The 25,582-nt window shown below is 71.7% G+C and carries 19 protein-coding genes; 5 read left to right on the top strand and 14 right to left on the bottom strand.

Annotation, left to right across the window (positions count from 1 at the left end; genetic code table 11):
- Position 1: 1 nt before the first annotated feature.
- From AC6RUA_RS03840 to AC6RUA_RS03805, 8 genes are all read right to left on the bottom strand, one after another.
- Positions 2–1,741 (bottom strand): LVIVD repeat-containing protein, encoded by a 1,740-nt coding sequence (locus AC6RUA_RS03840; RefSeq protein ID WP_499814621.1) that lies wholly within the window; start codon positions 1,739–1,741, stop codon positions 2–4.
- A 395-nt stretch (positions 1,742–2,136) separates the two neighbouring features.
- Positions 2,137–3,429 (bottom strand): GTPase HflX, encoded by a 1,293-nt coding sequence (gene hflX, locus AC6RUA_RS03835; RefSeq protein ID WP_499814620.1) that lies wholly within the window; start codon positions 3,427–3,429, stop codon positions 2,137–2,139.
- 260 nt (positions 3,430–3,689) lie between these two features.
- Positions 3,690–5,474, bottom strand: coding sequence for a helicase HerA domain-containing protein (locus tag AC6RUA_RS03830; protein WP_499814619.1), 1,785 nt, complete (start codon positions 5,472–5,474; stop codon positions 3,690–3,692).
- Positions 5,475–5,588: 114 nt separating this feature from the next.
- Positions 5,589–6,968 carry a DNA polymerase Y family protein gene (locus AC6RUA_RS03825; RefSeq protein WP_499814618.1) on the bottom strand — a complete coding sequence of 460 codons (1,380 nt, stop codon included), beginning with the start codon at positions 6,966–6,968 and terminating at the stop codon, positions 5,589–5,591.
- Positions 6,969–7,139: 171 nt separating this feature from the next.
- On the bottom strand, positions 7,140–7,262 hold the full coding sequence (locus AC6RUA_RS03820; protein WP_499814617.1) for a DUF7835 family putative zinc beta-ribbon protein: 123 nt from the start codon (positions 7,260–7,262) through the stop codon (positions 7,140–7,142).
- An 83-nt stretch (positions 7,263–7,345) separates the two neighbouring features.
- Positions 7,346–7,774, bottom strand: coding sequence for an HTH-type transcriptional regulator LrpA1 (lrpA1, locus tag AC6RUA_RS03815; RefSeq protein WP_499814616.1), 429 nt, complete (start codon positions 7,772–7,774; stop codon positions 7,346–7,348).
- 183 nt (positions 7,775–7,957) lie between these two features.
- On the bottom strand, positions 7,958–8,896 hold the full coding sequence (locus tag AC6RUA_RS03810; protein WP_499814615.1) for a thiamine pyrophosphate-dependent enzyme: 939 nt from the start codon (positions 8,894–8,896) through the stop codon (positions 7,958–7,960).
- 3 nt (positions 8,897–8,899) lie between these two features.
- Complete coding sequence (locus tag AC6RUA_RS03805; protein ID WP_499814614.1) at positions 8,900–10,795, bottom strand: 2-oxoacid:acceptor oxidoreductase subunit alpha; 1,896 nt, start codon at positions 10,793–10,795, stop codon at positions 8,900–8,902.
- A gap of 214 nt (positions 10,796–11,009) precedes the next feature.
- Here AC6RUA_RS03805 and AC6RUA_RS03800 point away from each other — a divergent pair, with 214 nt between their 5' ends.
- Positions 11,010–12,905 carry a PKD domain-containing protein gene (locus tag AC6RUA_RS03800; protein WP_499814613.1) on the top strand — a complete coding sequence of 632 codons (1,896 nt, stop codon included), beginning with the start codon at positions 11,010–11,012 and terminating at the stop codon, positions 12,903–12,905.
- Positions 12,906–12,987: 82 nt separating this feature from the next.
- On the opposite strand, the gene aroC is transcribed toward AC6RUA_RS03800, so the two are convergent.
- The 6 genes from aroC to AC6RUA_RS03770 form a co-directional block, all read right to left on the bottom strand.
- Entirely contained in the window at positions 12,988–14,175 is a 1,188-nt protein-coding gene (gene aroC / locus AC6RUA_RS03795) for a chorismate synthase (RefSeq protein ID WP_499814612.1), read from the bottom strand.
- A gap of 155 nt (positions 14,176–14,330) precedes the next feature.
- Positions 14,331–16,445, bottom strand: a complete 2,115-nt coding sequence (locus AC6RUA_RS03790; protein WP_499814611.1) for a sensor histidine kinase — start codon at positions 16,443–16,445, stop codon at positions 14,331–14,333.
- A 74-nt stretch (positions 16,446–16,519) separates the two neighbouring features.
- Positions 16,520–17,686, bottom strand: a complete 1,167-nt coding sequence (locus AC6RUA_RS03785; protein WP_499814610.1) for an iron-containing alcohol dehydrogenase family protein — start codon at positions 17,684–17,686, stop codon at positions 16,520–16,522.
- 72 nt (positions 17,687–17,758) lie between these two features.
- On the bottom strand, positions 17,759–19,051 hold the full coding sequence (locus AC6RUA_RS03780) for an alkaline phosphatase family protein (RefSeq protein ID WP_499814609.1): 1,293 nt from the start codon (positions 19,049–19,051) through the stop codon (positions 17,759–17,761).
- Between the two features lie 54 nt (positions 19,052–19,105).
- Complete coding sequence (aroA, locus tag AC6RUA_RS03775; protein ID WP_499814608.1) at positions 19,106–20,398, bottom strand: 3-phosphoshikimate 1-carboxyvinyltransferase; 1,293 nt, start codon at positions 20,396–20,398, stop codon at positions 19,106–19,108.
- A 44-nt stretch (positions 20,399–20,442) separates the two neighbouring features.
- Positions 20,443–20,889 (bottom strand): HalOD1 output domain-containing protein, encoded by a 447-nt coding sequence (locus AC6RUA_RS03770; protein ID WP_499814607.1) that lies wholly within the window; start codon positions 20,887–20,889, stop codon positions 20,443–20,445.
- A gap of 157 nt (positions 20,890–21,046) precedes the next feature.
- Here AC6RUA_RS03770 and AC6RUA_RS03765 point away from each other — a divergent pair, with 157 nt between their 5' ends.
- From AC6RUA_RS03765 to AC6RUA_RS03750, 4 genes are all read left to right on the top strand, one after another.
- Positions 21,047–22,231 carry a M24 family metallopeptidase gene (locus AC6RUA_RS03765; RefSeq protein ID WP_499814606.1) on the top strand — a complete coding sequence of 395 codons (1,185 nt, stop codon included), beginning with the start codon at positions 21,047–21,049 and terminating at the stop codon, positions 22,229–22,231.
- A 50-nt stretch (positions 22,232–22,281) separates the two neighbouring features.
- Complete coding sequence (locus AC6RUA_RS03760; RefSeq protein ID WP_499814605.1) at positions 22,282–23,115, top strand: M48 family metalloprotease; 834 nt, start codon at positions 22,282–22,284, stop codon at positions 23,113–23,115.
- 127 nt (positions 23,116–23,242) lie between these two features.
- Complete coding sequence (locus AC6RUA_RS03755; protein WP_499814604.1) at positions 23,243–24,091, top strand: prephenate dehydrogenase/arogenate dehydrogenase family protein; 849 nt, start codon at positions 23,243–23,245, stop codon at positions 24,089–24,091.
- Positions 24,088–25,515 carry a DUF8157 domain-containing protein gene (locus AC6RUA_RS03750; protein ID WP_499814603.1) on the top strand — a complete coding sequence of 476 codons (1,428 nt, stop codon included), beginning with the start codon at positions 24,088–24,090 and terminating at the stop codon, positions 25,513–25,515. Before AC6RUA_RS03755 ends, AC6RUA_RS03750 begins: the two co-directional genes overlap by 4 nt.
- Positions 25,516–25,582 lie beyond the last annotated feature (67 nt).

Here is a 25,582-nt window from a genome sequence, read left to right as displayed (position 1 = left end):
GTCAGACGACTTCGAAGGTGTACACGCCGGTGAACTGATCGCACGCCACCACCAGGTCGCGCGCCGGGCAGTACTCCGCGCCCCACGCCCACGGGGCGTCGCCGAACTGGGCGAGCATCTCGCTCGGCGTCGCCTCGTCGGCCCGGTCGTCGGTCGCGTAGCGGTCGAGCGCTCTCGGCTCGGTCGGGTCGGTGAAGTCGTACAGGACGACCCCCTCGTGCCGGTCGCCGCTCACGAGCAGCGTCCGGTCGTCACGCGGGACGTGGTCGAAGTTGTGACCGGTCCAGTCCCACCGCTCGGTCGGGTCGGCCTCGCCGTCGCCGTCGGGGTCGGACGACATCTCGCGCGCGTTCGGCGACGTGACGAACCCGACGGGGGTCGGGTCCGACGGCGAGCCGTCGCCCCAACCGACGTCGAACACGTGTTTTCCGCCCGGAACCCCGTAGGGTACCTCGTCGCCGACGACGACGAGGTCTCGACGCGGGTCCGCCTCCGCGTAGTGACCGCCCGCGAATCCCGGTTCCTCGACGCCCGTCTCCGACAGCGGCGTGCGCTCGGCGTACGAGAACCGTCCGACCTCGGTCGGTCGGAGCGGGTCCGACGCGTCGAACGACGCGTACCCCTCGAACTCTCCGTCCTGGTAGGCGACGTGCAGGCGGTCCCGCCGCGGGTCGACGGTGACGTCGTGACACACGCCGGACGGACCGACGGCCCGTCGCTTCCGCGGCTTTGCCGGGTCGGACACGTCCCAGACGACCACTCCCGGGGAGTCCGGGTTCGTGTCGTAGTTCACCGTGTACACCACCGGCGCGTTCGGGTGCGGCTGGAGGTTGTGTGTCGTGCCGGCGTCGACCGACCCGACGACGACCGGGTCGTCCGGCGTGCCGTCGCGGTAGCCGTAGTCCACCGCGTCGAACGTCCGTCGCCCCTGCGCCGACCGGTAGTAGAGTCCGTCCCGACCGCCGAACTCCACGTCGGGGTTCGGAGTGCCGTCCGAGCCGAGGTGGTGGACCTGGACGGGGTCGCGCGGCTCGCGGAGGTCGAGCAGGTGGGTCCCGCGCCCGCCGAGCGCCGTCCCGACGACGGCGTACCGGCCGTCGTCGCGGACGCCGACCTCGGCGAATCCGGCACCGGGCTGTGACTCCGAGAGCGTCGCCTGCCCGAGTTTCGCCAGCCGCGGGTCCGCGACGGCGGGAGTCGCCGTCGATGTCGCCGTCGGTGTCGCCGTCGGAGTCGTCTCCGAGGTGGCGCTCGCGGACGACCGGCCGGCGGTCCCCCGCGGCGAGTCCGTCGTCGGGGTCGTCGCCGGGGCGGGAGTCGCGGTCACCGCACCGCCGGGGTCGTTCCACCCCCCGACGAGGGCCGCGATGACGTTCACGAATACGTCGAGCGGAAACGGCAGGCCGCTCCCGGCCGCGGGTGCCAGCGTCGAGGGGTCCACGTCGCGTCCGTCGACCGAGACGGTGACCTGGCCGGTGGCGCTGAAGGAGTCGATACGGCCGACGTACGCGTACTCGTCGTACCACCCGGCGACGGTCCCCCGAACCGTCGAGTCGGACACCCGGTCGTTCGCGTCGCTCACCAGACTGTCGACGATGGAGCCGGTGACCGACAGCTCGTACTCGACCGCCCCCTCGTGTTCGCGTCCGTCGATGCGGACGACGTGCCGGCGGCCCGAGCGAGTCGCGGTCGAGTCCGTGGCGAGGAGGCCCTCTCCCGCGAACGCGCCGGCACGGAGCACGGACCGGCGCGACCAGTCGCGAGCGGAAGAGTTGTTGGTGCCCATCGGTGTACTCTGTTCACGCGGTAGCTCGCGCGAGACCTACTTGTGCCGTGTGGTTCTCTCACCCCGATAGAACTTTCAGATTACTCTCTCGGCGCTTGATTCCCGACCCCGACGCCTGCTGGCAATCCTCGCGCCGGCGAGCGACGGCGTCCAACCGGTTCTCGGCCGTGTCTCCGCTCGCCTCGTCGCCGGAGGCGAGCGCTTCGACGGTGCCGCGACCCGGAGTTCGCCTCGGCGACCCCGTCGTCGCCCCGTCCACCTATCGTGAGCGGGTGAGCGCGGTCGCCCCCGTGTGGGCGGCCGGCATCCGCACTCGCCACCCCGCCGGTCGCGGGAGGTGCCGTCCCGCGCTACTGTCGCTGTTCTGCCGCCCGCCGCTCTGCCTCCTCGACGACGGCGGGTCTCCCCGCGAACGTCACGTCGATGCGCTCGCCCGCGTACTCCGTCTCGACGCGTCCGTGCTCGTGGAGCCAGGAGAGCACGGTCTGCGCCTCGTCGGTGTTGGGCAGTCGGAACGCGGTCCGGGCGGTGGGGAGCGCGTCGAGCACCGCCGTCGTGAGACGTTCCGTCCCCTCGCCGTCGAGCGCGCTCACCGCGACCGGGTCCGCGACGTCCGGCCGAATCGCCTCGAGGAGGTCGCGCCGCTCCGCGAGGGCGTCGTCGCTCGTCCGGTCGACCTTGTTCAACACCGGAACGACCGTCCCCTCCGCGTCGGCCGCCAGCACGCCCATCGTCACCTCGGCACGTCGGCGGAACCGGTCGAGGTCGGCCGAGGCGTCAACGACCGCGAGGACGGCGTCGCTCTCCGCTATCTCCGACAGGGTGGTCGAGAACGACCGCACGATGTCGTGGGGGAGGTCGTCGACCAACCCGACGGTGTCGGTACACAGCACCCGCCGCCCGTCGAGGGTCGCTCGCCGGGTCGTCGTCTCCAGGGTCTCGAACAGGCGGTCCTCCACCGTGGCGGTTCCCCCGACGTCGGCGTGGCCCGGGTCGCGGGCGTCGACCGAGAGGTCGTCCGCGAGGCGGTGGAGCAGCGTCGACTTCCCGGCGTTGGTGTAGCCGGCTATCGCCACGAGGTCGAACCCCTCGCCGCGGCGCTTCTCGCGCCGCGCGGCGGCGGTGTCCGCGATGTCGGCCAGCCGGTTCTCCAGCCGGTCGATGCGGCGTTCGGCGTCGAGGACGGGCGACCCCTTCTCGGTCGCCCGGTTCAACAGCGACTCCTCGGTCGCCCGGCGCAGCCGCGGGAGGTCGTACCGGAGCGTCGCCAGTTCGACCTGCGTCTTCGCCGCCTCGCTGCCGGCCCCGGCCGCGAAGATGTCGAGGACGAGGCGGTAGCGGTCGAGGAGGGCCGTCCCGTCGGGCAGCAACGCCAGCAGGTCGCCGTACTGGCCCGGGTCGAGTTGGCCGTCGACGACGACGGCGTCCGCGTCCGTCTCGGCCACCCGCGCGGCGACCTCCTCCGCCTTCCCGCGGCCGAGGTGGTACGTCGAGTCCTCCGCGCGTCGCTGGGTGAGTTCTGCCACCACCTCGTAGCCCGCGGCCTCGGCCAGTCCGCGTGTCTCGCTCGTGTCCGGTTCCTCGTCGGTCGAGCGGGCCGCGACGACGGCTCGCTCGTCGGTCTGTCTGTCTCCTGATTGCATCGGTTACGCGGCCGCCGAGTCGCCCCCCGCGAGAGCGGGCCCGCGGTGGGGCGACGCGCGGCCGGACGTCCGTCGGTCGGTCCGGGTTCGTCCGGTCGCCGTGCCGCCGCGCGCGCCCCCGCCGACGCGCCCGGTCAGCGCGCCGAGAAACAGGTCTCCATTCGGTCACACCTGATTCGCCGTGCCGGATAAACGTTCGGTGGGTGCGTCACTCCTTCACACTGGGTCCGGCGGCCGGCGGTCAGGCGGCCGCCGTCGGGTCACTCCGCCGAGAGTCCCACGCGAGACTCGATTTCCGCGACGACTTCCGCGAGTTCCTGCTCGTCCGCGTTGCCGCCGTACACCCGCCGGACGAGCGCCGGGAGCGCGTAGGCGTACTCGCCGCGCGTCCAGTGTTCGACCACGCCCGCGCTCCGGAGGCGGCGGTTGCGGGAGTACGCGAACCGCCGGTCGCCCGACCCGCCCGCGGCGCGGTGAGCGTCCCGGGGGGTCGTCGGCCCGGCGACGCGGTAGTGCGCGAGCATCGCGAGCGCCACGTCGGGTAGCGAGTCGAGTGCGGCGACGAACCCCTCGACCACCGTCTCGCGCCGCCGGAGTTCCTCGCCCTCGACGACCGACGCCAGTCCCGCCGCCTCCTCGAATCCACCGGGCGAGCGCGCCTCCGAGATATCCACGCCCCCCGTCCCGGACGCGTCGGTCGCCGCCGCGGCCGCGGCCGTGTCCGTCGCGTCGACGCCCGCTCCGTCCGTGGTGGGTTCGGCGGCCGGCGTCCCGTCGGTCCCCGACGCGTCCGCCGCGGTCACGGAGTCCGACCCGCCGGCGCGTCCCGACGCGTTCGGTCCCGCCTCGCCGGCCCCGTTCGACGCGGCCGCGTACTCGGTCACCCCGGACTGGTCGCGCGGCCGGTCGCGCCGCTCGGGGTCGGGCGCGCGGTCACGGTCGGTCTCCGCCGCCTCCCGCGCGAGGTTCCGTCCGCTCCCGCCGCGGTAGGACGCCTCGGACTTGCTGAGCAGCGCCTGTGCGAACTTGTCGGCCATCTCTGACATGTCCTTCGCCTCCTCCAGTTCGCGTTCGAGTTGGCTGATGCGCTGGCGCTTCCTGTCGAGTTCCTGCCGGAGGTCCGCGAGTTCGGACTCGCGCCGCTCGCGTTCGTCCGTGATGTCGCGGAGTTCCGACACGAGGTCGCCCGACACCGACTTGAGGTCGGGCCGCTCGAAGTCCTCCAGCCCGGGCGTCGCGCCCGCGTCGAACGTCTTCTTCCTGTGGAACTTGACCCGCCGGATGGACTCGGCCCAGTCGGTCATCATGAACGCCTCCCCGTCGTCCAGGTCTTCGACGGCGTCGCCGTACTCGCTCCCGAGGATGCGCGAGACGACTTTCGTGTCGTTGTCCCACGTCAGCCGGTGCCAGCAGAGCCAGTCGCACTGCGTGATGAAGTCCTTCTTCACGTCCGCCGGCCGCTGGGAGATGCCCACGATGCCGAGGCCGTGTTTCCGTCCCCGTTTCCCGATTTTGATCAGCGTCTTGCCCGTCGCGTCCATCCCCGCCCCCTCGGGGATGTACTCGTGACACTCCTCGACGAGGAGGAGGAACGGCTTCTTCAGTTTCTTCTCCTTGGCGAACAGGTGCCGCGCCGTCTCGCGGATGAGCGCCGACGCCGCCCCCTCTTCGAGATAGCCCGACACGTCGAGGATGATGGGGACGTTCTGTTCGAGCGCCAGACTCGCCAGTTTGTCCGCGTGTTCCTCCGACACCTGGATGTCGCACTCCTCGTCCGCGCCGGCGTGGAGTATCTCGTACTCCTGTTTCAACCCGTAGTACTCCCCGTCGCTGTCGACGATGAGCACGGGGAAGTTGTTGTCGAGCAGGTTCTCGACGACGACGCTCGCGGTGTTCGACTTCCCGCTGCCCGACTTGCCCGTGATGAACCCCCGCCCCGTGAGGAGTTCGACCACCGGAACGGAGATGGGCGTGCCGGGTTCGAGCCCCGACTCGCCGCCGGTCCCGTCGCTCACGTCCGCGACGGTGATGGTCTCGTCGCTCATCGGGCGTACCCTGCTACGCTCGCGGCATAAGTCTCCCCGTGCGTCGGACGCGCGTCGGACGCCCGCGGAGCGGCCGTTCTCGGCCGACTCGCCCGTCGCCCGCTCGGCTCGCGTTCACTCGAACTCGCCGAGCGACGCCTGCCCGTCGCGGGCGCGTCCCCGGGCCGAACCGCCGGTATCCGCGGGCGCGTCGCCCGTCGCCGCGTCCGTCCAGTCGTCCAGCGTCGGACCGGCGTCGGTCCGCTGGCTCCCGCTCCGCGGGGCGGCGCGTCCCGCCTCGCCGCCGTCCGCCCCGCCTCCCGTCTCGCCGTCGGTCTCGTACCCGCCGAGGGTCGCCTGCTCGCCCGCGGCGAACGAGAGGTTCGAGACGCGGACGCCGAGTTTCCTGACCGGGTCGCCGTCGAACTCCGAGAGCAGGTCGAGCGCCACGGTCTCTACGAGGTCCGGGTCGTCCACCGGCCCGGAGAGCGACTCCGCACGCGTGTTCACCTCGTACGGCGGTCGGACCGCCTTGATACCGATGGTTCGGTAGAGCGCCTCGCGCGAGCGCGCCCGTTCGGCCACGTCGGCCGCGAGGCCGCGGACCACCTCCTCCTTCCGGCTCTCGTCGTCCGTCGGACCGTCGAACGCCGACTCTCGCGAGAGGCTCTTCGGGCGGCCCGTCGGCGTCACCGCCCGGTCGTCGCGGCCGCGCGCCCGGTCGTACAGGTCGCGACCGCGCGCGCCGAACAGGTCGGTCAGGTCGGCCGGGTCGGCCGCGGCGACGTCGCCCGCAGTCTCGATGCCCGCGTCCGCGAGCGTCCGGGCCGTCACCGGGCCGACACCGTGGATGACGTCGACCGGGAGCGGCGAGAGGAACGACTCGACGGCGCCCGGCCGGACGACGGTCAGACCGTCGGGTTTCTCGTGGTCGGAGGCGACCTTCGCGGTGGCCATGTTCGGCGCGACGCCGACGCTCGCGGGGACGCCTACCTCCCGCTGGATGCGCTGTTTGACGTGGCGTGCGAACCCTTCGGCGAGCGTCCGCTCACCCCCGTCGACGACGTCCCAGGTGGTCCGGTCGCCCACGTCGAGGTACGCCTCGTCGATGCTCACCTCGCGGACGGTCGCGGCGCAGTCGTGTAACACCTCCTTCACCTCCGCCGCGACCGACTCGTAGAACCCCATGTCCACGGGACGGTAGTGCCCCGACTCGGACGGGTCGGGCGCGTCGGGGTCGCCGGGGTCCGCGTCGGCGCGCCGCGGGAGACGCTTCAGCGCGCCCGAGATGGCCTGCGCCGACTCGACGCCGAACGCCCGCGCCTCGTAGCTCGCCGTCGCCACCGCCCCCACCGTCTCGCCCGCCTCGTACCCCATGCCGACGACGACCGGTTCCCCCCGGAGAGCGGATTCGCGCAGGCGCTCGCAGGAGGCGTAGAAGCAGTCCATGTCGACGTGACAGACGACCCGCTCCGCGTCGTCGTCCGTCGGTGCTCCCGGGAGCGTCCCCTCCATGCCCGCCCGTTCAGGCCCGACGGTGCTTAACCTTCGCCTCGCGCGGCGAAAGTGGACCCGTCGCCCGGCGGTCGACACCGTCGCCCGCCCGCCGCGTCCCCCGAGTAGCGCCGTCGCTCCGCGTGCCGTCGTCGTGGAGAAGACGTGTCTCCTCCGAAGCCTCGTTCCGACTCAGCGGTCGTTCGTCCCGACCGCGGCGCTGTGTCCGTCCGAGGAACACGTCGCCACCCGGGAGGGCTCGCGCGAGAACGCGCGGTTCTCGCCGGACCCCTCGGTCCGAATCCCGGTGGACACCTCGTGAGGCGTGTCCGTTCCGCACTGCTCGACCTAGTAAGCGCTACTGGTGCGGCGACGGTCCAGTGACCGACCGCGCCGACTCACTTCAGCCGCTCCTGGAGGACGGACGGGTGCGCCGCGGTGACGCCGTCGATGGCGAGGATGTGTTCGCCGATGACCTCGCCGAGTTCCTCGCCGTCGGCCGCGCGGACCTCGGCCATGAACATGTGGTCGCCCGAGGAGGTGTACAGCGCCTCGATGGCGTCCACCTCTTTCAGCGCCCGAGTGGCGGCGACGTACTCCTCGCTGTCCACGTCGATGCCGACGAGGGCGATGGTCTTCCCCGAGAGTTTCTTGGGGTCCACGTCCGCGGAGTAGCCGACGATGACCCCGTCATCTTCGAGTTGGCTGATGTACTTCCGCACCGTCGGCTTCGAGACGCCGGCCCGGTCGGCGATTTCGGCGTACGACGCCTGTGCGTCCGCCTCGAGGGCTTCGAGGATGCGGTCGGCCGTCGAGGTCGTACTCATGCCCTCTCTTTTCGCGTCGCAGAAAAAATACCTTCCGAAGCGAAAAAAGGCACTCGCTCCTTCGTCTCGTCGCGCGGGGACAGACTAACACTGACCGACGGCCGCACTCTCGCGAGCGCGACGACTCACTGAAACGTCCGATTCAGCCCTCGAAAGAACGAGCGTCCGCGGTCGGGTGCGGCGCTACTTGTGCTTGTCGAGGAACATGTCGTACGAGCGCTCCCACTCGTACTCCTCGTCGAAGTAGCGCTCCGCGAGCGCTTCCTCGGGCATCTCGCCGATGTCGCGCTTCTCCTGCTGGTAGGAGGGGCGGTCCTCCTCCTGGTAGTAGACCCCGGTGAGGACCTCGCCCTCGTACAGTTTGTCCTCGGTCTCGCGCATCATCTCCTGTGCGTCCGCGCGGTTCGTCGGGTCGAACTCGTAGTCCTCGGACTCGTTGATGTCCGTGTACGGGACGTACTGGCGCGCGTCCTTGTTCCACGTCGGACACTGGGTGAGGAAGTCGACGTGCGCGAAGCCGTCGTGCTCCATCGCCTGCACGAGGATGTCGCGCGCCTGGTTCGGGTTCACCGCGGCCGTCCGGGCCACGAACGACGCGCCCGAGGTGAGCGCGAGCGACAGCGGCCGGATGGGGGCCTTCGCCGACCCGTGCGGCTGGGTCTTCGACTTGTGCCCCTTCGGGCTGGTGGGGGAGGTCTGCCCCTTCGTCAGCCCGAATATCTCGTTGTTGAACACGATGTACGTCATATCGTGGTTCTCCCGGGCGGTGTGCATGAAGTGGTTCCCGCCGATGCCGTAGCCGTCGCCGTCGCCGCCGGCGGCGATGACCTCCAGGTCGGGGTTGGCCAGTTTCGACGCCCGCGCGACGGGCAGCGACCGCCCGTGGATGGTGTGGAAGCCGTAGCTGTCGAGGTAGCTGTTCAGCTTCCCCGAACAGCCGATGCCCGTCACGAGCAGCGTCTCGTCGGGGGTGCGGCCCACTTCCGGCAGCGCCTGCTTCAGGGACTTGAGTACGCCGAAGTCGCCACAGCCCGGACACCACGTCGGCTGGGGCTCGATGGCCGGCGTGTACTCTTCCCGGTCGATATCCCGCTCTTCTCCGATCGCGCTGAATGCACTCATTGGTCAGTCACCTGCCGCGGGTACGAACTTGGTCTGGTGGTCGGGCGTCTCCGACCCGTCCTCGACGATGCTGGCCTCGAACCCCTGGACTATCTCCTCGGGTTCGAACGGGTTGCCGTTGTACTTGAGCAGCGAGGAGAGCTTCTCCCCGTACCGCCCGAGTTCCTTCTGGGTCAGTCCGCGGAACTGGCCGGAGGCGTTCATCTCGACGACGAGCACCTCGTCGACCGACTCGATGAACGCGGCGACGTGCTCGCGCGGGTACGGCATCAGTTCGCCGACGGTGAGCAGTTTCACCGACGTGCCGTTCTCGTTCAGCCGGTCGACCGCCTCCTCGACGGTCCCCTGCTGGCTGCCGAACGTGAGGATGCCGTACTCGGCGTCCTCCGGACCGTGCTCGACGAGGAGCGACTCCGTGTCGAGGTTCTCGCGGATGGCCTGCATCTTCTGGGTGCGTCGGTCCATCTGCGCGATGCGGTTGTCGGGGTCCTCGCTGATGTGGCCGGCCGGGTTGTGCTCGTTCCCGGTCACGAGGAACCGCCCGCCCTTCTGGCCCGGCACGGAGCGCGGCGGGACGCCGTCCTCGACGTCGTGCTGGAAGCGTTCGAACTGGCCGTCGTCCGTGTGGGGTTCGTCCTCGAGTTCCGCCTCGGTGAGCGTGTTCCCCATCGACGGGTTGGGGTCGCGGTCGAAGTGGCTCGCCGGCACGTTCGTCAACTCGCCCGACAGCTTCTGGTCGTAGAGGATGACCGTGGGAATCTGGTAGTCGTACGCGATTCGGAACGCCGTGCGCGCGTGGTCGTACGCCTCCTGGACGGTACCGGGCGCGAGCACGACGCGCTGGGAGTCACCCTGCGAGGTGTACAGGGTGTGTTCCAGGTCCGCCTGCTCGGGCTTCGTCGGCATCCCGGTCGACGGCCCGGCGCGCATCGCCTCGATGAGCACGAGCGGCGTCTCGGACATCTCCGCCAGCCCGAGCGGCTCGCTCATCAGCGCGAACCCGCCGCCGGAGGAGCCGGACATCGCCTTCACGCCGGCGTGCGAAGCGCCGATGGCGAGCGAGGCGGCGGCGATTTCGTCCTCCACCTGCTCGGAGATACCCCCGAGTTCGGGGAGGTTCTGGGACATGATGGTGAACACCTCCGTCCACGGCGTCATGGGGTAGCCGGCGATGAACCGGCACCCCTCGTCGATGGCACCGTAGGCGATGGCGTCCGACCCGGACATCAGGAGCTGTTCCTCGTCGTGTTCACCCTCGGGGACGCCGACGTCGGGCGCGTCCGTGTCGTACTCCTCCTGGACCGACTCGTACGCGATGTTGAGGATCTCGAGGTTGGGTTCGAGTATCTTCTCCGGCATCGCGTCGCTCATCAGCTCCTCGACCCACTCGAGCTCGATGCCCGTGATGGCGGCGGTCGCACCGACGCCAGCGGTGTTGCGCATGACCTCTCGGCCCTGCTCGCGCGCGAGCCCGCGCAGGTCGAGCGGGTAGACGTGCCAGTCGTTCTCCTCGACGCGCTCGTCGAAGTCGGGGATGTCCTCGGTGTCGACGAGTCCCTCGTCGTACACGATGACCCCGCCCTCGCGGAGTTCGTCCAGGTTCTCCGACAGCGGTTTGATCTCTTCGTTCCCGTAGTACGCCTCGTCCTGGGGGTTGCGCGCGAACGAGTCCCCGAGTGCGAGGAGGAAGTTGTACCCGTCGCCCCGCGACTTCACGGGGTCGCTCGAGGCGCGGACCTCGACGTACGTGTGGCCCCCGCGGATGCGCGACGGATAGTGCCGGTGCGTGAACACGTGGAGCCCTGCACGCATCAGGGCCTTCGCGAAGTTCTGGCTCGTCGAGGCGATGCCGTCACCGGACCCGCCCGCGATTCGCCAGATGAGTTCGTTGTCTGCCATAGTAGGTCAATGGCCTTCCGCCAAGGCCTAGTATCGGGATGGTAATCTAGCCCGAGTAAAAGACCTTGCTATAGGTTCTCACGGAACGTTCGTGAGGGATGCGGTCGTTCCGGCTCCACGCGCGACTGGATTACGTCCGTCTCTCTATATAAAATTACATCTGATAATCTCCGCTCAAACTTTATCCACGACGACGCGCCAGTCGCGCCAACCGATGCGACTCGTCCCGCTCGTACTCGCCTGTCTCCTCCTCGCCGCGCCGCAGGCCGCCGCGGTCCACCCGGCGTCCGTGAACGACGCACCGCTCGCCGACGCGGGTCTCGACCGTACTGTGCGCGCGGGCGAGACGGTTCTCCTCGACGGCGGCGGCTCGCTCGACCCGGACGGCCGCCTCGTCGGCTACGAGTGGCGGGTCGAGACGCCCGCCGGGACCGCGTTCCCCCCGACGGACCCGACGGACGTGACCGCGCGATTTCGCCCCCCGACGGCCGGACGGTACGCGGTGACGCTCGCGGTCCGGGACGACGACGGCGCGACGCGGACGGACACGCTGTTCGTCGACGTGCGCCCGCCGACCGACCCGGGCGAGGACGGCGGGAACGCGACGCCGTCCAACGCGGCGCCGGTCGGGCGTCTCGTCGGCCCGTCGACCGTCTCCCGAGGCGAGTCGGCGACGTTCGAGGCGGCCGTCGACGACCCGGACGGGCGGGTCGTCTCCTACCGGTGGACGACCGGCGAACACCGTCGAACCGTCGCGGAGGCGTTCGACCACCCCGTCGGAACGCGGGTCCCCCTGGCCGTGACGGTGACCGACGACGACGGCGCGACGGTTCGGCTCGAGCGGACCGTCACGGTGACCAACGGGAGCGGCGGGGCGAACCGCCCGCCGGACGCGTTCGTCGACGGTCCCGACCGGGTCGCGGTCGGCGAGACGGCCACGTTCGTCCTCCACGGGAGCGACCCCGACGGTACGGTCGCTCGCCACGAGTGGGACCTCCCGACGTCGGCGAGGGGGACGACGCTGACGCACACGTTCACCGAACCCGGGACGCACTCGGTACGCGGCAGAGTCGTCGACGAGGGGGGCGCGACCGACACCGCGACGACCGCCGTCGAGGTGTACGAGGAGGGGAGGCCGGCGGCGTCGCTCTCCGGCCCGGACGAGGCGCCGGAGGGGAGCGTGCAGACGTACCGCGTCGAGGCGTTCGACCCCGACGGCGGGCCGGTGACCGTCTCGTGGTCGTCCGGTCCGCCCAATCGGACCGGGTCGCGGTTCGAGAACGAGGTCCGGATGCCGAGCGCGACCGAGTCGCCCGTCACCGTCGCCGTCACGGTGACCGACGACGAGGGCGAGCGGGTGACCGTCCGGAAGCGGGTCGAGGTCACCGACGGCCCGACGGCGCAGGCGGGAGACGGGGACTCGTCGGTCCCGCTCGACGTGGACGTCCCCGTCGTCTGGACGCTCCACGACGACGACTCGCAGTCCTCGCCGTCGGACACCATCGAGCACGGCGCGTACGCGCTGAGCGCGACCGTCGAGGGCGAGACCGACGAACCGGTGACCGCGGTGTGGGAGTTCGACGACGAGACGGTGAAGACCGAGTCGCTCGGCCGCCTCGACGGGAGCGCGCGCTCCGCCGTCCGGCACGTCTTCCCCTCGCCCACCGGCGGTGAACGACTCCGGCGCGTGAACGTGACCGTCACGGACGCGGACGGCCGGACCGACACGGAAGGGGTGGCGCGCTCGGTCCGCACGCTCGCCACGCACGACAACGTCTCGTTCGCCGCGTCGGCCGACGGCCGGCGAGCGAGCGACGGTGGGACGCTCACCGTGCCGCCGGGGACGCGCGTGACGTTCGCCGCCGACCCGCTCCAGAGCTTCCGGGTCGAGTACGGCGACGCGACGGTCGAGGAGTTCCGGCGGGGTCCGACGTCCACCCGGTTCGTCCACGCCTACGAGACCGTCGGGACCTACACCGTCCAACTCACCACATCGCAGGGGCCGAAGGGGTACGGCGCCGCGCGGGTCACCGTCCGCGTGACTCGTCGAGCGACCTCCGGTTCAGAGACCCTGACGGCGGGGAGCGACCCGACGCCGACGCGCCCGTAGGGAACCACGACGAGAGACGGGGTGACGATGCACGGGCACGGACACCGCTACCCGCGCCGCTCGCGGTTCGCGCGTCCGCCGGTCACTCCTCGTTCTCCGGGCTGCTCGGGTGGTACTCCGTGTCGTACTCGCCGACCCGTCCGTCCACTCGGTCGGGGTTGATGCGCCCGCCGAGCAGCATGAAGTCGAGCATCGTACACCGGAGCATCGCCTCGACCACGGGAACCGCCCGCGGCGGGAGCACCGGGTCGTGTCGCCCGACGACCTGGATGTCCTTCTCCTCGCGCGTCTCCCAGTCGACGGTCGTCTGCTGTTTCGGAATCGAGGTCGGGGCGTGCCACGTCACCTCGCCGTAGACGGGTTCGCCCGTCGTGATACCGCCCTGCAGGCCGCCGTGGTCGTTGCCGACGGGCACCGGGTCGCCCTCCTCGCTCACCGTCTCGGGGCGGTCGCCGGCGTCGAACGCCCAGTCCTCGTTTCGGTCGTGGCCCGTCACGCCGCGCGCGTCGCGGCCCAGTCCGAACTCGAACGCCGTCGTCGCCGGGATGGCCATCATCGCGCGGCCGAGACGCGCGGGCACCGAGTCGAACCGCGGCGCGCCCAGCCCCCGGGGGACGCCGCGCGTCTCGAAGTAGACGCTCCCGCCGATGGAGTCCCCAGCTTCTTGATACTCGTCGATGCGCTCGCGCATCCGTTCTGCCGTCTCCGGGTGGGCGCACCGGACCTCGTTCTCCTCGGTGTGTTCGAGCATCTCCTCGAAGCTCACCTCCGGCGCCTCGACGTCGCCGATCTGGTTCACGTGCGCCTTCACCCGCACGTCGTACTCGCTCGCGTCGAGCACCTGCTGGGCGACCGCGCCCGCGGCGACCCAGTTCACCGTCTCCCGGGCCGACGAACGACCGCCGCCCCCCCAGTTGCGCGTGCCGAACTTCGCGGAGTAGGTGAAGTCGCCGTGGCTCGGGCGCGGCGCGGTGACGAACGGTTCGTACTTGCCCGAGCGGGCGTCCTTGTTCTCGATGGTCATCCCGATGGGCGTGCCGGTGGTGTAACCGTCCTGCACGCCGGAGTTGACCGTCACCTCGTCGGGTTCCCCGCGACTGGTGGTTATCATCGACTGACCCGGCTTGCGCCGGTCGAGTTCCCGCTGGATGGCGTCCTCGTCCAGTTCGACGCCGGCCGGACAGCCGGAGACGGTACAGCCCATCGCGGGTCCGTGGCTCTCCCCGTACGTCGTGACGCGGAAGAGTCGGCCGAACTCGTTGCCGTTCATTACCGGTGTCTCCGGACTGGGGGACATAAAGCCCGACGGACGCGGCGGGAACCGCGCGCCGCGCCTCCCACTGTCGTTCGGTCTGGGCGTCGGACCGGGGCTGGGGCTGGATGCCGCCCGACACCTCCCGGTGCGACTCGAGGCTCCTCGACCGGTCACGCCGGACGGAACTCGAAGCGCGCCCCCCCGTCGTCGCCCTCCGCCAGTTCGACCGCGAAGCCGTGCGCGGCCGCGGCGTCCTCGACGATGGCCAACCCGAACCCCGTCCCGTCGCGCCGAGTGGTGTACCCCTCCTCGAACACCGCCTCGCGCTCGTCGTCCGGGACGCCACGTCCGTCGTCCTCCACGTAGAAACCGCCGCCGTCGAGCCCACCGACCCGGACCGTGACGTCCTCGTCGCCGTGTTCGACCGCGTTCCGGAAGCAGTTCTCGAACAGTTGCGCGAGCCGTCCGGCGTCGCCCGTCACCTCGGGGAGTTCGTCGACGTTCAGCGTCGCGCCGGCCGTCGGCGCGTTCTCCCACGCCCGGCGTGCGGCCGCGTCCAGGTCGACCCGTTCGGCGTCCCGGTCCGTCTCACCCCCCCGTGCGAGCGCGAGCAGGTCGTCGACGAGCCGCGACATCCGGTCGAGCGCGCGCTCGACCCGGTCGAAGTCGTCGGGGTCGCCCGTCTCGCGCGCCCGGTCGAGGAAGCCGTCGGCCACGGAGATCGGGTTCCGCAGGTCGTGCGCCACCACCCGCGAGAACTCCTCGAGCCGTTCGTTCTGGCGCGCGAGCCGTCTCTCGCGGTCGGCCCGCGTGAGCGCCGCCTCCACCGCGGCGGCGAGCGACCGGAACATCGCCACCTCCGTCTCGTCGAACGCGTACGGCTCGGTCGACCCGGTCAACAGCACGCCGTGGTCGCCGAGCGGGACGATGAGTTCCGCTCCGACCGTCGTCTCGGGGTTGTACCGCTCCGGCGCCTCGCTCACGTCGTCGTACACTCGGGGAGCCCCCTCCTCGAACGCGGCCCACACGAGCCCCTCGTCCGGTCCGAACGTGGGGAGTTCGCCGAACGTCTCGCTCGTCTCCGCGCCGCGCGCGAGCGGAACCAGCGCGTTCCGCGTCGAGTCGTACTCGTAGAGGACCGTGAGTCCCATGTCGAGTACCTCCACCGCGGCCTCGACGGCTTGCCCCGCCACCTCCTCGCTCGTCGACGCGACGTTGAGCCGACCGGTCGCCTCCTGGAGCGCTCTGAGCCGTCGCTCGTACCGCTTTCGCTCGCTCACGTCCTCGTACGTCGCGATGACCTCGCTCGCGGCTCCGCTCGGGTCGTCCGTCGGACCCCGCACCGGTGCGGTCGAGAGTCGGACGTCGAGCAGGTCACCGGACCTGGTCCGGCGGGTGACCTCCCGGCCGTGGATGCGCTCCCCGTCGAGCGCACGGCGGAGGTTCTCCTCGAAGTCGGCGCGCTCCCGTTCGGGAACGACGGGCGTGGGTTCCCCGACCACCTCGTCGCTCGACCAGCCGAACACGCGTTCGGCCGCGCCGTTCCACAGCGTCACCTCGCCGGCGCGGTTCACCGCCGTGACGGGGACCGGCGTCGCCTCGACGAGCGCCTCCAGCCGTCGGCCGGCCGCTCGCGTCTCGTCGGACCCCCGCTCGCGTCCGGAGACGCCACCCGCGTACACCGTCAGCCCGTCGGCGTCGGGGAACACCCGGACGGTGACCCGGTCGCCGCTCCCGCCCGGACGTCCCTCGACGGTACGCGCCTCTCCGGTTCGGGCCGCGCGCCGGTACTCGGTCTCCAGATTCGTTCCGACGACGCCCGGTACCGCCTCCCACAGCACCTCCCCGAGCACCGACGCGGCCGGTATCCCGGTCAGCCCGGTCATCGCGTCGTTCCACAGCCCGATGCGCCAGTCGGCGTCGACCCCGTACACCGCCTCGGCGGTCCGTTCCAGCGCCCGCCGCCGCCCGTCGCTCACCCCGGTCACCGCGCGGACGCGGGCCGCTAGCCGCTCGCCGACGTCTCGGTCCGCCGCTCCGTCCGCGGTTCCGACGCGGAGTCGGGGGACCCCGGCCGCCCCCTTCGCGAGTCCCTCGGGCGCGCTCTCGGCGACGAGGAGGCAGTCGTACCCCCCGACGCACACGCGTTCGTCCCAGCCGGGTTCGGCCGCGACGCGGACCGACCCGACGGCGCGTTCGGATTCGAGCGCCGCCTCCACCGCCTCGACCGTCGCCGTCTCCCCCCCGAGAAAGAGCAGCCGAAGCTCCCCCTCCCGTTCGGTCATACGAGTTACATTCTCCGCCGACGTATGAACCCTACGGATAGCGAGACCGCCGGCGGGGTCGTCGCCCCGCTCGCCTACCAGGCCGCGTCGAGGAGCGCCCGCGCGTCCGACTCGCTCAGGTCGTACCCGGGGGGCGCGTTCGGTAGCAACCGGTCGTCGGCCGTCGCCGCCGCGGCCGCCGCGAGTGCGTCCTCGCTCGCGCCGTCCAGGTCGCGCAGCCGCGAGGGGAGGCCGAGCGCGTCCCGGACCGCCTCGACCGCCGCCACCACCGCGTCGTCGTCCGCGGCGTCGAACGCCTCGTACAGCGGGTCGCGTCCGGCACCCGCGTCGAGCACCGAGCGCAGGGCGTGCGGGGCGACGACGGCGTGGGCGAGTCCCTGCTGGACGCCGAACGCGTCGCGCAGGCCGTGCCCGAGGGCGTGGACGACGCTGAGCGTCGTCCGTTCGGGCCGGGAGACGCCGTACTGGGCGAGGACGGTTCCCGCGACGGCGCGGTCCATCGCCTCGGTCTCCGCGGTCATCGACGGCAGTCCAGCCCGGAGGCACTCCACCGCCCTGGCCGCCGTCGCGTCGGTGATGACCGACGCGTGCCGGGAGTACAGCGTCTCGAGCGCCTTGTCGAACCCGTTCATCGCGGACCCCGCCAGCGCGCTCTCGGGCGTGGTCTCGAACAGCGCGGGGTCGTAGAACAGCGCCGCGGGCGCGAGCGACTCGTCGCCCACGCCCGCGCTCACTACCTCGTCGCCGAGGTCCACCGTCGCTCCGGCGACGGTCGACATGTCCGCGCCGGCGAGCGTCGTCGGCACCGGGACGAGCGGCGTCGGGTCTCCCCCCTCGGGGACGGCGATTCCGCCCGTCTCGCGCACCTCGCGGCGCACGTCGTCGAGGCCGCGCCCGTCCGCGCGGAGCGCGCTCGCGACCGTCGCCGTGTCGAGGCTGGAGCCGCCGCCGACGGGGACGAACGCGTCCGCGTCGAGTGCGTCCGCGCGCTCGACCGCCTCGACGGCCGTCTCCACCCGCTTGTCGGGGGTCGTTCCGTCGAACGTGCCGACGTACCGGTCGCCCAGCCCCGCCTCGACCGCGTCCATCAGCGCCCGGTTCGCGCCGACGTTCGACCCGCAGACGACGAGCGCCCGCTCCAGTCCGCGGTCGCCGAGCGCCTCGCCGGCGTCGTCGATACAGCCCCGCCCGTAGTGGATGTCGCCCGTCCGGAACTCGAAGACGAACGGCTCTGGGTTCACGGGCGAGGGGTCGGCCGGCGGCCGCAAAACCGTGCCGGCGCGTTCGCCGCCGTACGGTCGGCCGCCGCCCCCCTACTCGTTCGTCCTGAGGTCGGACAGCCGCACCGCGGCGAACGGGACCAGTTGCTCGTCCGGGTGGAGGCCGCCGTGCATCCCGACGAGGTCGAGTTCGTCCGACTCCTCGCCGTGCCAGACGCTCACCTCGTCGGGGACGACCACCACGTCGCCGCAGTTGGCCCGGAACGCGGCGCTCGGCCCGGCGGGTCCCCAGAGGCGGGCGCCGAGCGCCTCTTCGCGTGTGAACACGAGCGCCGCCCGGTCGCCGGTGAGTTCGGCGTCGAGTCGGTCCCGGAGGCGGGCCGGGTCGCCGTCGTCGACGTGGAGGTGGACGTTGCGCGGGCCGCCCCCGAACCGCGGGACGCCGAACCGGTCGGTGCCGACCGCGTCGCGGACCGCCCCGTCGGTCCAGAGGTCGACGTTCCGCTCCGGGTCGGTGTCGACGTGGCCGTGGTCGGCGGTCACCACGAGCGCTGTCCGGTCGACGGCGTCGGTCGGGAGGTCGGTCACGAGCGCCCGGTCGAGCGCCGCCGCCACGTCCGCGACGACCGCCGCGTAGTCGGCGTGGCGCGTCCCCACCTCGTGGCCGGCGTGGTCGACGTGCGGGAGGTAGGCGTAGACGTACCCGCCGTCGGTCGCCTCCACCGTGTCGCGGAGGCGGCGCGCGAACGCCTCGAACGAGTCGTAGCCGGTCGTCTCTCGTTCCGGCGCCGCTCCGCCGTCGGCTCCGCCCCCGTCGTCGGCCGGGAGTACCGAGGCGGGGAGGACCTGGTGGACGGGGACGCCGGCGTCGGTCAGCCGGTCGACGAACGGGGTGCCGGCCGAGAGGTCACCCCGCTCGACTCCGAGCGCGTCGGTCGCGTCGCGGCCGTCCTTGAGGCGGAACGGGAGGAACTCGACGACCGCGTCGTGCTCGCGGCGGTAGCAGTTCCAGCCCACGCTCCCGTGGACGACGGGCGGACACGCGCGCTCGAACGTCGTCAGCGCCGCCGCCGTCTCCGAGGGGTACACCGAAGTCAGCGGCGTGGCCGTCCCCCGGTCGGCGACCCGTTCGAAGACCGTTCCGGGTGCGTGCCGCCGCCACTGGTCGAGGCCGAACCCGTCGACGAGGACGACGACCACCGTCTCCGCGCCGTCCAGAGCGCGGGTCGCGTCGTCGGGGAGCGTCGGCCCGTCGAGGCGGACGCCGAACTGGGAGGCCACCGTCGCGGGGACGTTCCCGAAGCAGTAGTCGTCGTACGCGGGGCGGAGGAACCCCGGCGCGAGTTCGTCCGTGCGGAGGCGGGCGGCGACGTCGTCGCGGAACACGGCTCGCCCGACGGCGGGAGCCGCCAAAGCCCCGGCGGTTCCGCAGACGAACCGTCAGCCGTCGACGCGGGCGTCGGCACCCAGGTCGGCGAGCGTCTCGAAGAAGTGGGGGAACGACACCTCGACGTGTTCAGCGCCGCGGACCGTGGTCTCCCCCTCCGCGACGAGACCGGCGACAGAGAGCGCCATCACGATGCGGTGGTCGCTCCGGCCGTCGACGGTCGCCCCTCGGAGCTCCGAGTCGTCGCCGTGGACGGTGAGCGAGTCGGGCTCCTCGGTCACCGAGGCGCCCATCTTCCCCAACTCCTCGGCCATCGCGGCCACGCGGTCCGTCTCCTTGTAGCGGACGTGCTCGGCGTTCACGATGCGCGTGTCGCCGCCGGCGGCCGCGCCGAGTACGGCGATGGTCGGGAGCAGGTCGGGCGTGTCGCCCACGTCCACCTCGACGCCCGAGAGCGACGCGCGCCCGACGCGTATCTCGCCGGCGTCGCGGTCCCAGTCGACGCTCGCGCCCATCCGTCCGAGGACGTCGACGATGGCCGAGTCGCCCTGTGCGCTCGGGCGCGCCCCGTCGACGGTGACTCCCTCCCCCTCGCCGGCGAGCGCACCGGCCGCGAGCAGGTACGACATCGAGGAGAAGTCGCCGGGCACCGCGTACTCCTCGGCCCGGTACGCCTGCCCGCCGGGGACGCGGAACCCGTCGTCCGTGCGCTCGGTGTCGACGCCGAAGTCGGCCAGCACCTCCCGCGTGATTTCGACGTACGGGGCGGACTTGAGTTCGGTCTCCAGTTCGACCGCGATGCCGTCGTTGGTCACGGCGCCCGCCATCAACAGCGCGGTGACGAACTGCGAGGAGACGTCGCCCGGGATGGCGACCGACCCCCCGGACATCGCCCCGCCGACGACGAGGGGCGCTTGCCCGTTACCGCGGGTCGACTCCGCGCGCCCGCCGAGTCGCGTCACCGCCTCGAGGAGCGGTCCCTGCGGGCGCGAGCGGAGCGAGTCGTCGCCGGTCAACACGACCAGCCCGCCCGCGAGGCCTCCGGTCGCGGTGACCAGCCGCATCGTCGTCCCGGAGTTGCCGCAGTCGAGCACGTCGTCGGGCGTCTCGGGACGGCCGGAGAAGCCCGTGACGCGGGCGGCGTTCGCCGCCTCGTCCCACGTCACCGCGCCCCCGAACGCCTCGACCGCGCGCCCGGTCGCGCGCGGGTCGGCGCTGTCCAGCGGGTCGCGGACGACCGTTCCGTCGCCGTACCCGGCTGCGAGGAGCGCCCGGTGGGTGTAACTCTTCGACGGCGGCGCGCGTGCCCGCCCGCCGACGCGGGACGGTGAGACGTGTGCGTCCATGGCTCGCCTCTCCGGCCGGTCGGGCAAGTGTGTACCGGACGCGGCTACTTCTCGCCGCTCCCCGTCGGTACCCACTCGTCGTTCGATTCGTCTTCGAGCGCACGGACGGTCACGTACCCGTCGTCGCAGACGACCACCTCGGTTCCATGGTAACAGAACCGGATGCTGCCGCCGACGCCGCCGTGGCCGTCGCGGTTCGGGAACAGGCGGTCGAGCGCCTCCAGGTCAACCTTCGGCCAGAGCGGGTCGAGTTCTTCGACCGGTTCGCCCGTCACGGCGGAGATCATCGCGAGGACGATGGTGCTCGGGTTTCGGACCGTGGGGTCGTATCGAGTCCGGTAGACGGTCTCGCCGTCGAACTCGACGCCGTACACACCCTCCTCGTTCGGCGCCGCCGGACTCCGATACTCGTCGCTCGATTCCTCTGTCTCCTTTGACAGGTCATCGGTTGGCCGACCGTCCTCGGGTCGGTCGTTTCCGCGGCTACTCATTCGTCAACACGACAAGACGATTCACCACCCGTTTACTCTGACTTCTAACTATTCAAGGTGTTTTTATATCCCCTCGCTTCGCACGCCGTCTACACGCGACGAGTCCCCCCGGGGCCTCTCAAACGACTTTAGTGCTCGCCGCCCCCCCTCTGCGAGCGTGGACCCTGACCTCTCCGAAGTCGACGACCTGCTCGGCCGGACGAGCGCCGACGCCTACTGTCTCGACGCCGCGAGCACCGACTCCAACCAGCTGTACCTCTCGGGGTTCGACGCCCCGGACCCGTTCTTCACCGCCTACGCGCCCGCCGGACTCGCGCTCCTCGTCTCCGGACTGGAGTACGGCCGTGCCCGGTCGGAGTCGCGCGCGGACACCGTCGCCCGCCTCGCCGAGTACGACTACCACGAACGCGTCGAGGAACACGGCGAACTCGCGGGGAGCGCGCGCACCTACGCGGCGTTCCTCGCCGACCAGGGAGCCGACTCCGTGCTCGTCCCCGCCCGGTTCCCCGTCGGCGTCGCGGACGGCCTGCGCGAGGCGGGCGTGGCCGTCGACGTCGACGAGGACGACGTAGTCCAGTCGGTCCGCGCCGTCAAGACCGACGAGGAGGTGGACCACGTTCGGCGCGCGCAGGCGGCGAACGAGGCGGCGCTCCGCGCAGCGGAGGACCTCGTCGCCGCGGCCGACGTGGCCGACGACGGGACGCTGACCCACGACGGTGACACCCTGACCAGCGAGCGCGTCAAGGAGGAGATAGAGGTGACGCTCCTGCGGCACGGCTGCGGGTTGGACGAGACCATCGTCGCCTGCGGCGCGGACGCCGCCGACCCGCACGACCGGGGGAGCGGCCCGCTCCGCGCCGACGAGAGCATCGTCGTCGACGTGTTCCCGCGCGAGAAGGCCAGCAAGTACCACTCGGACATGACCCGGACGTTCGTGAAGGGGGAGCCGAGCGAGGCGATACGCGAGCGGTTCGACTGCACGGAACGGGCGCTCGACGCGGCGCTCGCGGCGGTCGAACCGGGGGCGACCGGCGCGGACGTCCACGCGGCCGCCTGCGACGTGTACGAGGCGGCCGGCTACCCGACGCTCCGCTCGGACCCGACGACGGAGACGGGGTTCATCCACTCGACGGGCCACGGCGTCGGGCTGGACGTCCACGAACTCCCGGGACTCAACCCCCGGGGTGGCGAACTGGAGGCCGGACACGTCGTCACCGTCGAACCCGGGCTGTACGACCCCGCGGTGGGCGGGGTCCGCATCGAGGACATCGTCGTCGTCACCGAGGACGGCCACGAGAACCTCACCGACTACCCGGTCGAACTGGTGGTCGAAGACTCGTAACCGATAACTGGAGCGCCGGTACTATACCGTGGTTCCCCCCGACGGGAGTCGTGCGACACACGGGACTACGGATACGGATGGTGGTGGCGGGAAGCGTGCTGTTCGGATTCTACGCCGCGCTAGCGACCGTGGCGTACTCCGTCGGGGTGGGGCTCCCGCTCGTGTTGGCCGGGAGCGTCCTCTTCGTCGGCGTGCAGTACGTCCTCGGGGTGAAACTCGCGCTCCGCGGCGTGAACGCCGAGGAACTCGACGAGTCGGAGTGGCCCGGGATACACCGGACGGTCGAGCGGTTGAGCGACGAGATGGACATCGAGAAACCGCGCCTGATGGTCGGCCGGATGGGGGTCCCCAACGCGTTCGCCGTCGGGCGCAAGGGGAGGGGGACCGTCGTGGTCTCGGACACGCTCGTCGACCTCCTCGACGACGAGGAACTGGCGGGCGTCCTCGCGCACGAACTCGCGCACATCCGGAACCGCGACGTGCTCGTGCTCCTGCTGGGTCAGTCGATAGCGTCGATGGTGGGACTCAGCGTGTACTGGGTCATCGCGCTCGCGGGCGACTCGTTCGTCGGCACGCTCGTCGGCTGGGTGGTGAGCGTCGTGGTCGAACTCGTGGTGATGGTGTTCGTGCTCGCCATCTCGCGGTACCGGGAGTACGCCGCCGACGCGGACGCCATCCGAGCCACCGGGAACCCGGACGCGATGGCGTCGGCCCTGGAGAAGATAACCGCGGTCGGCTGCCACGAGGACGCCCCCGACGTCTCGGACAACCTGGCGGCGCTGTGTATCTTCGGCGGGCGACGGGGGCTCCTCGCGCGACTCCTCTCGACGCACCCGCCGACGGAGAAACGCGTCGCCCGCCTCTTCGAACGGACGGCCGAGTAGACGCGACTCGCCTCCGACCCGACGGTCGGCCGGCCGACCGGGTTTCGGCACTCAACCTCGGCGAGCCACGGCGACGGCCGACGGCGCGGACCGATACCCTTTCGGCGCCCGTCCCGATACACCCCCCATGCGACTGCTCGTCGTCGGCGCGGGAGAGATGGGTCGGTGGGTCGGACGCGCGCTCCGGTCCACGGCCGACCGCGTCGGCTTCGTCGACACGAACCCGCAGACCGCCACCGACGCCGCCGAGGCCGTCGTGGACGGCCGGGTCGTTCGGCCCGACACGGACGAGCGCTTCGACTGCGTCGTCCTCGCCGTGCCGATGCCGGCCACCGCCGACGCCGTCGAGCGGTACGCGCCCAACGCCGCCGACGGCGCGCTCGTCGACGTGTCCGGCGCGATGGGCGGTCCGCTCGACGCGATGGAGACCCACGCCGAGGGCGAGTACGCCAGCTTCCACCCGCTGTTCGCCCCCGAGCGCGCCCCCGGCCGGGTGGCGTACGTCCGCGGCCGGTCGGGGTCCGTCGTCGAACGGGTGAAGGAGGGACTGTCGGACGCCGGCAATCGGGTGTTCGAGACGACGGCCGCGGAACACGACGAGGCGATGGCGTCGGTCCAGACGGCGGCTCACGCCGCCGTGCTGGCGTACGCGCTCGCGGCCGACGACGTGGACGGGCGGTTCCAGACCCCCATCTCCGAGGGGCTGCGCGACCTCGCGTGGACCGTCACCGAGGGGAACCCCCGGGTGTACGCCGACATCCGCGAGACGTTCGGCGGCGCGGACGAACTCGCCACGGCCGCCCGCGCGCTCGCCGTCACCGACGAGGAGCGGTTCACCGAACTGTTCGAGCGAGCCGGCGAGCGGGTGCGCGCGGGCGGCTGGCGCCCCGACGGCGAGACCGACCGGACCGCCGCGGAGAGCGACGACGCCGACGAGACCGACGACGACGAGCGCGGCGGTCTCTTCGGCGGATGAGCGTCGACCGCGAGGAACTGCGCGATACGGCGAAGTACCTCCGGAACGTCCGGCCCGTCGACCCCGAGGAGGTGTACGAGTACCTCCCCGGTCGGCCGCACCCGGCGGTCGTCCGGCGCGCGCTCCGCGAGGAGGCGTTCGACCTCGCGCTGTTCGAGCGAGCGGACGGCACGTTCGTCCCGGCGAACGACGACCCGGCGCCGCGAGTCGACTGGAGTCCGGAGGCGTTCCCCGACGCGTACGCGCACGTGGTGGAGGACGTCCTCGTCGAACGCTACGGCCGCGACTGGGCGACGGGCGACTCGGGCGACCGTCTCCGGACGGCGATTCGCCGACTGAAAGAGGACTACTACCGCGGCCGCGACGTGGCGTACGACGCGGACGCGGCGCTCGGGTACGCGGTCTATCACCTCCCCGACTTCTACGCCGCGACGGGGTACGTCCTCGACGACGTGGCCGAGACGGGGTCGCTCCCCCGTCGACTCCGCGTCCTCGACGTGGGCGCGGGCGCGGGCGGACCGGCGCTCGCCCTCCACGACTACCTGCCCGACGACGCGCTCGTGGCGTACCACGCCCTCGAACCGAGCGACGCGAACGCCGACGTGCTCGACCGGATGCTCGCGGGCACGCGCCGGAACGTCCGGACGACCGTCCACCGGGACACGGCCGAGGCGTTCGACCCCGGGACGCTCGGCGAAGTCGACCTCCTGCTGTTCGGGAACGTGCTCTCGGAACTCGCCGACCCCGAGGCGGTCGTCCGGCGGTACCTCGACGCGCTCGCGCCCGACGGGTCGTGTCTCCTGCTCGCGCCCGCGGACCTGAACACTTCGACCGGGATGCGGGCGGTCGAACGGGCGCTGACGCCGCCCGGGGGCGACGTGGGCGTGTACGCGCCCGACCTCAGGCTGTGGCCCGACGCCGCACCGAGCGACCGGGGCTGGTCGTTCGACGAGCGGCCGGCGCTCGCGGTGCCGCGGTTCCAGCGACGGCTGGACGACGCCGCCAGCCGCGGTCCCGCCGACGAACCGGGGACGTTCACGAACGCCGACGTGCGCTTCTCGTACGCGGTGCTCCGAACGGACGACCGGCGGCGCGCCGACGTGCGCGCGAGCGCCGACCGCCACGCCCGCACGGCCGAGTCCGAGCGCCACGTCACCAACCGGGTGAACCTCCTCGCGGTGAAACTCTCGCGCGACCTGAGTCCGCGGGGGGCGAACCCGCTGTTCAAGGTGGGCGACGGGTCGGAGGAACTCGAACACTACGCGGTCGTGACCGGCGAGTCGGCGCTCAACCGGGCGCTGCTCGACGCGTCGTACGGCGCGGTCGTCGCGTTCGAGAACGTCCTCGTGCTCTGGAACGACGACGAGGGCGCCTACAACCTGGTCTGCGAGGCGGAGACGGTCGTGGACGTCGTCGCACCCTGAGCCCTCCGACTGCGCGAGCGACGCGTCTCCTCCCGTTCCTCCGGACGGCGTCACTCACACCTGAACG

Source organism: Halorarum sp. SLYT50, from assembly GCF_059821265.1.
This window is presented reverse-complemented; position numbering and strand designations above follow the sequence as displayed.

Bases quoted from the DNA above. Each gene is read 5' to 3' on its own strand.
- AC6RUA_RS03770 (WP_499814607.1), bottom strand. From the start codon at position 20,889: ATGAGTAGCCGCGGAAACGACCGACCCGAGGACGGTCGGCCAACCGAT.
- AC6RUA_RS03805 (WP_499814614.1), bottom strand. From the start codon at position 10,795: ATGGCAGACAACGAACTCATCTGGCGAATCGCGGGCGGGTCCGGTGAC.
- AC6RUA_RS03830 (WP_499814619.1), bottom strand. From the start codon at position 5,474: ATGAGCGACGAGACCATCACCGTCGCGGACGTGAGCGACGGGACCGGC.
- AC6RUA_RS03790 (WP_499814611.1), bottom strand. From the start codon at position 16,445: ATGACCGAACGGGAGGGGGAGCTTCGGCTGCTCTTTCTCGGGGGGGAG.
- AC6RUA_RS03800 (WP_499814613.1), top strand. From the start codon at position 11,010: ATGCGACTCGTCCCGCTCGTACTCGCCTGTCTCCTCCTCGCCGCGCCG.
- aroA (WP_499814608.1), bottom strand. From the start codon at position 20,398: ATGGACGCACACGTCTCACCGTCCCGCGTCGGCGGGCGGGCACGCGCG.
- lrpA1 (WP_499814616.1), bottom strand. From the start codon at position 7,774: ATGAGTACGACCTCGACGGCCGACCGCATCCTCGAAGCCCTCGAGGCG.
- aroC (WP_499814612.1), bottom strand. From the start codon at position 14,175: ATGAACGGCAACGAGTTCGGCCGACTCTTCCGCGTCACGACGTACGGG.
- AC6RUA_RS03810 (WP_499814615.1), bottom strand. From the start codon at position 8,896: ATGAGTGCATTCAGCGCGATCGGAGAAGAGCGGGATATCGACCGGGAA.
- AC6RUA_RS03825 (WP_499814618.1), bottom strand. From the start codon at position 6,968: ATGGAGGGGACGCTCCCGGGAGCACCGACGGACGACGACGCGGAGCGG.
- hflX (WP_499814620.1), bottom strand. From the start codon at position 3,429: ATGCAATCAGGAGACAGACAGACCGACGAGCGAGCCGTCGTCGCGGCC.
- AC6RUA_RS03755 (WP_499814604.1), top strand. From the start codon at position 23,243: ATGCGACTGCTCGTCGTCGGCGCGGGAGAGATGGGTCGGTGGGTCGGA.
- AC6RUA_RS03750 (WP_499814603.1), top strand. From the start codon at position 24,088: ATGAGCGTCGACCGCGAGGAACTGCGCGATACGGCGAAGTACCTCCGG.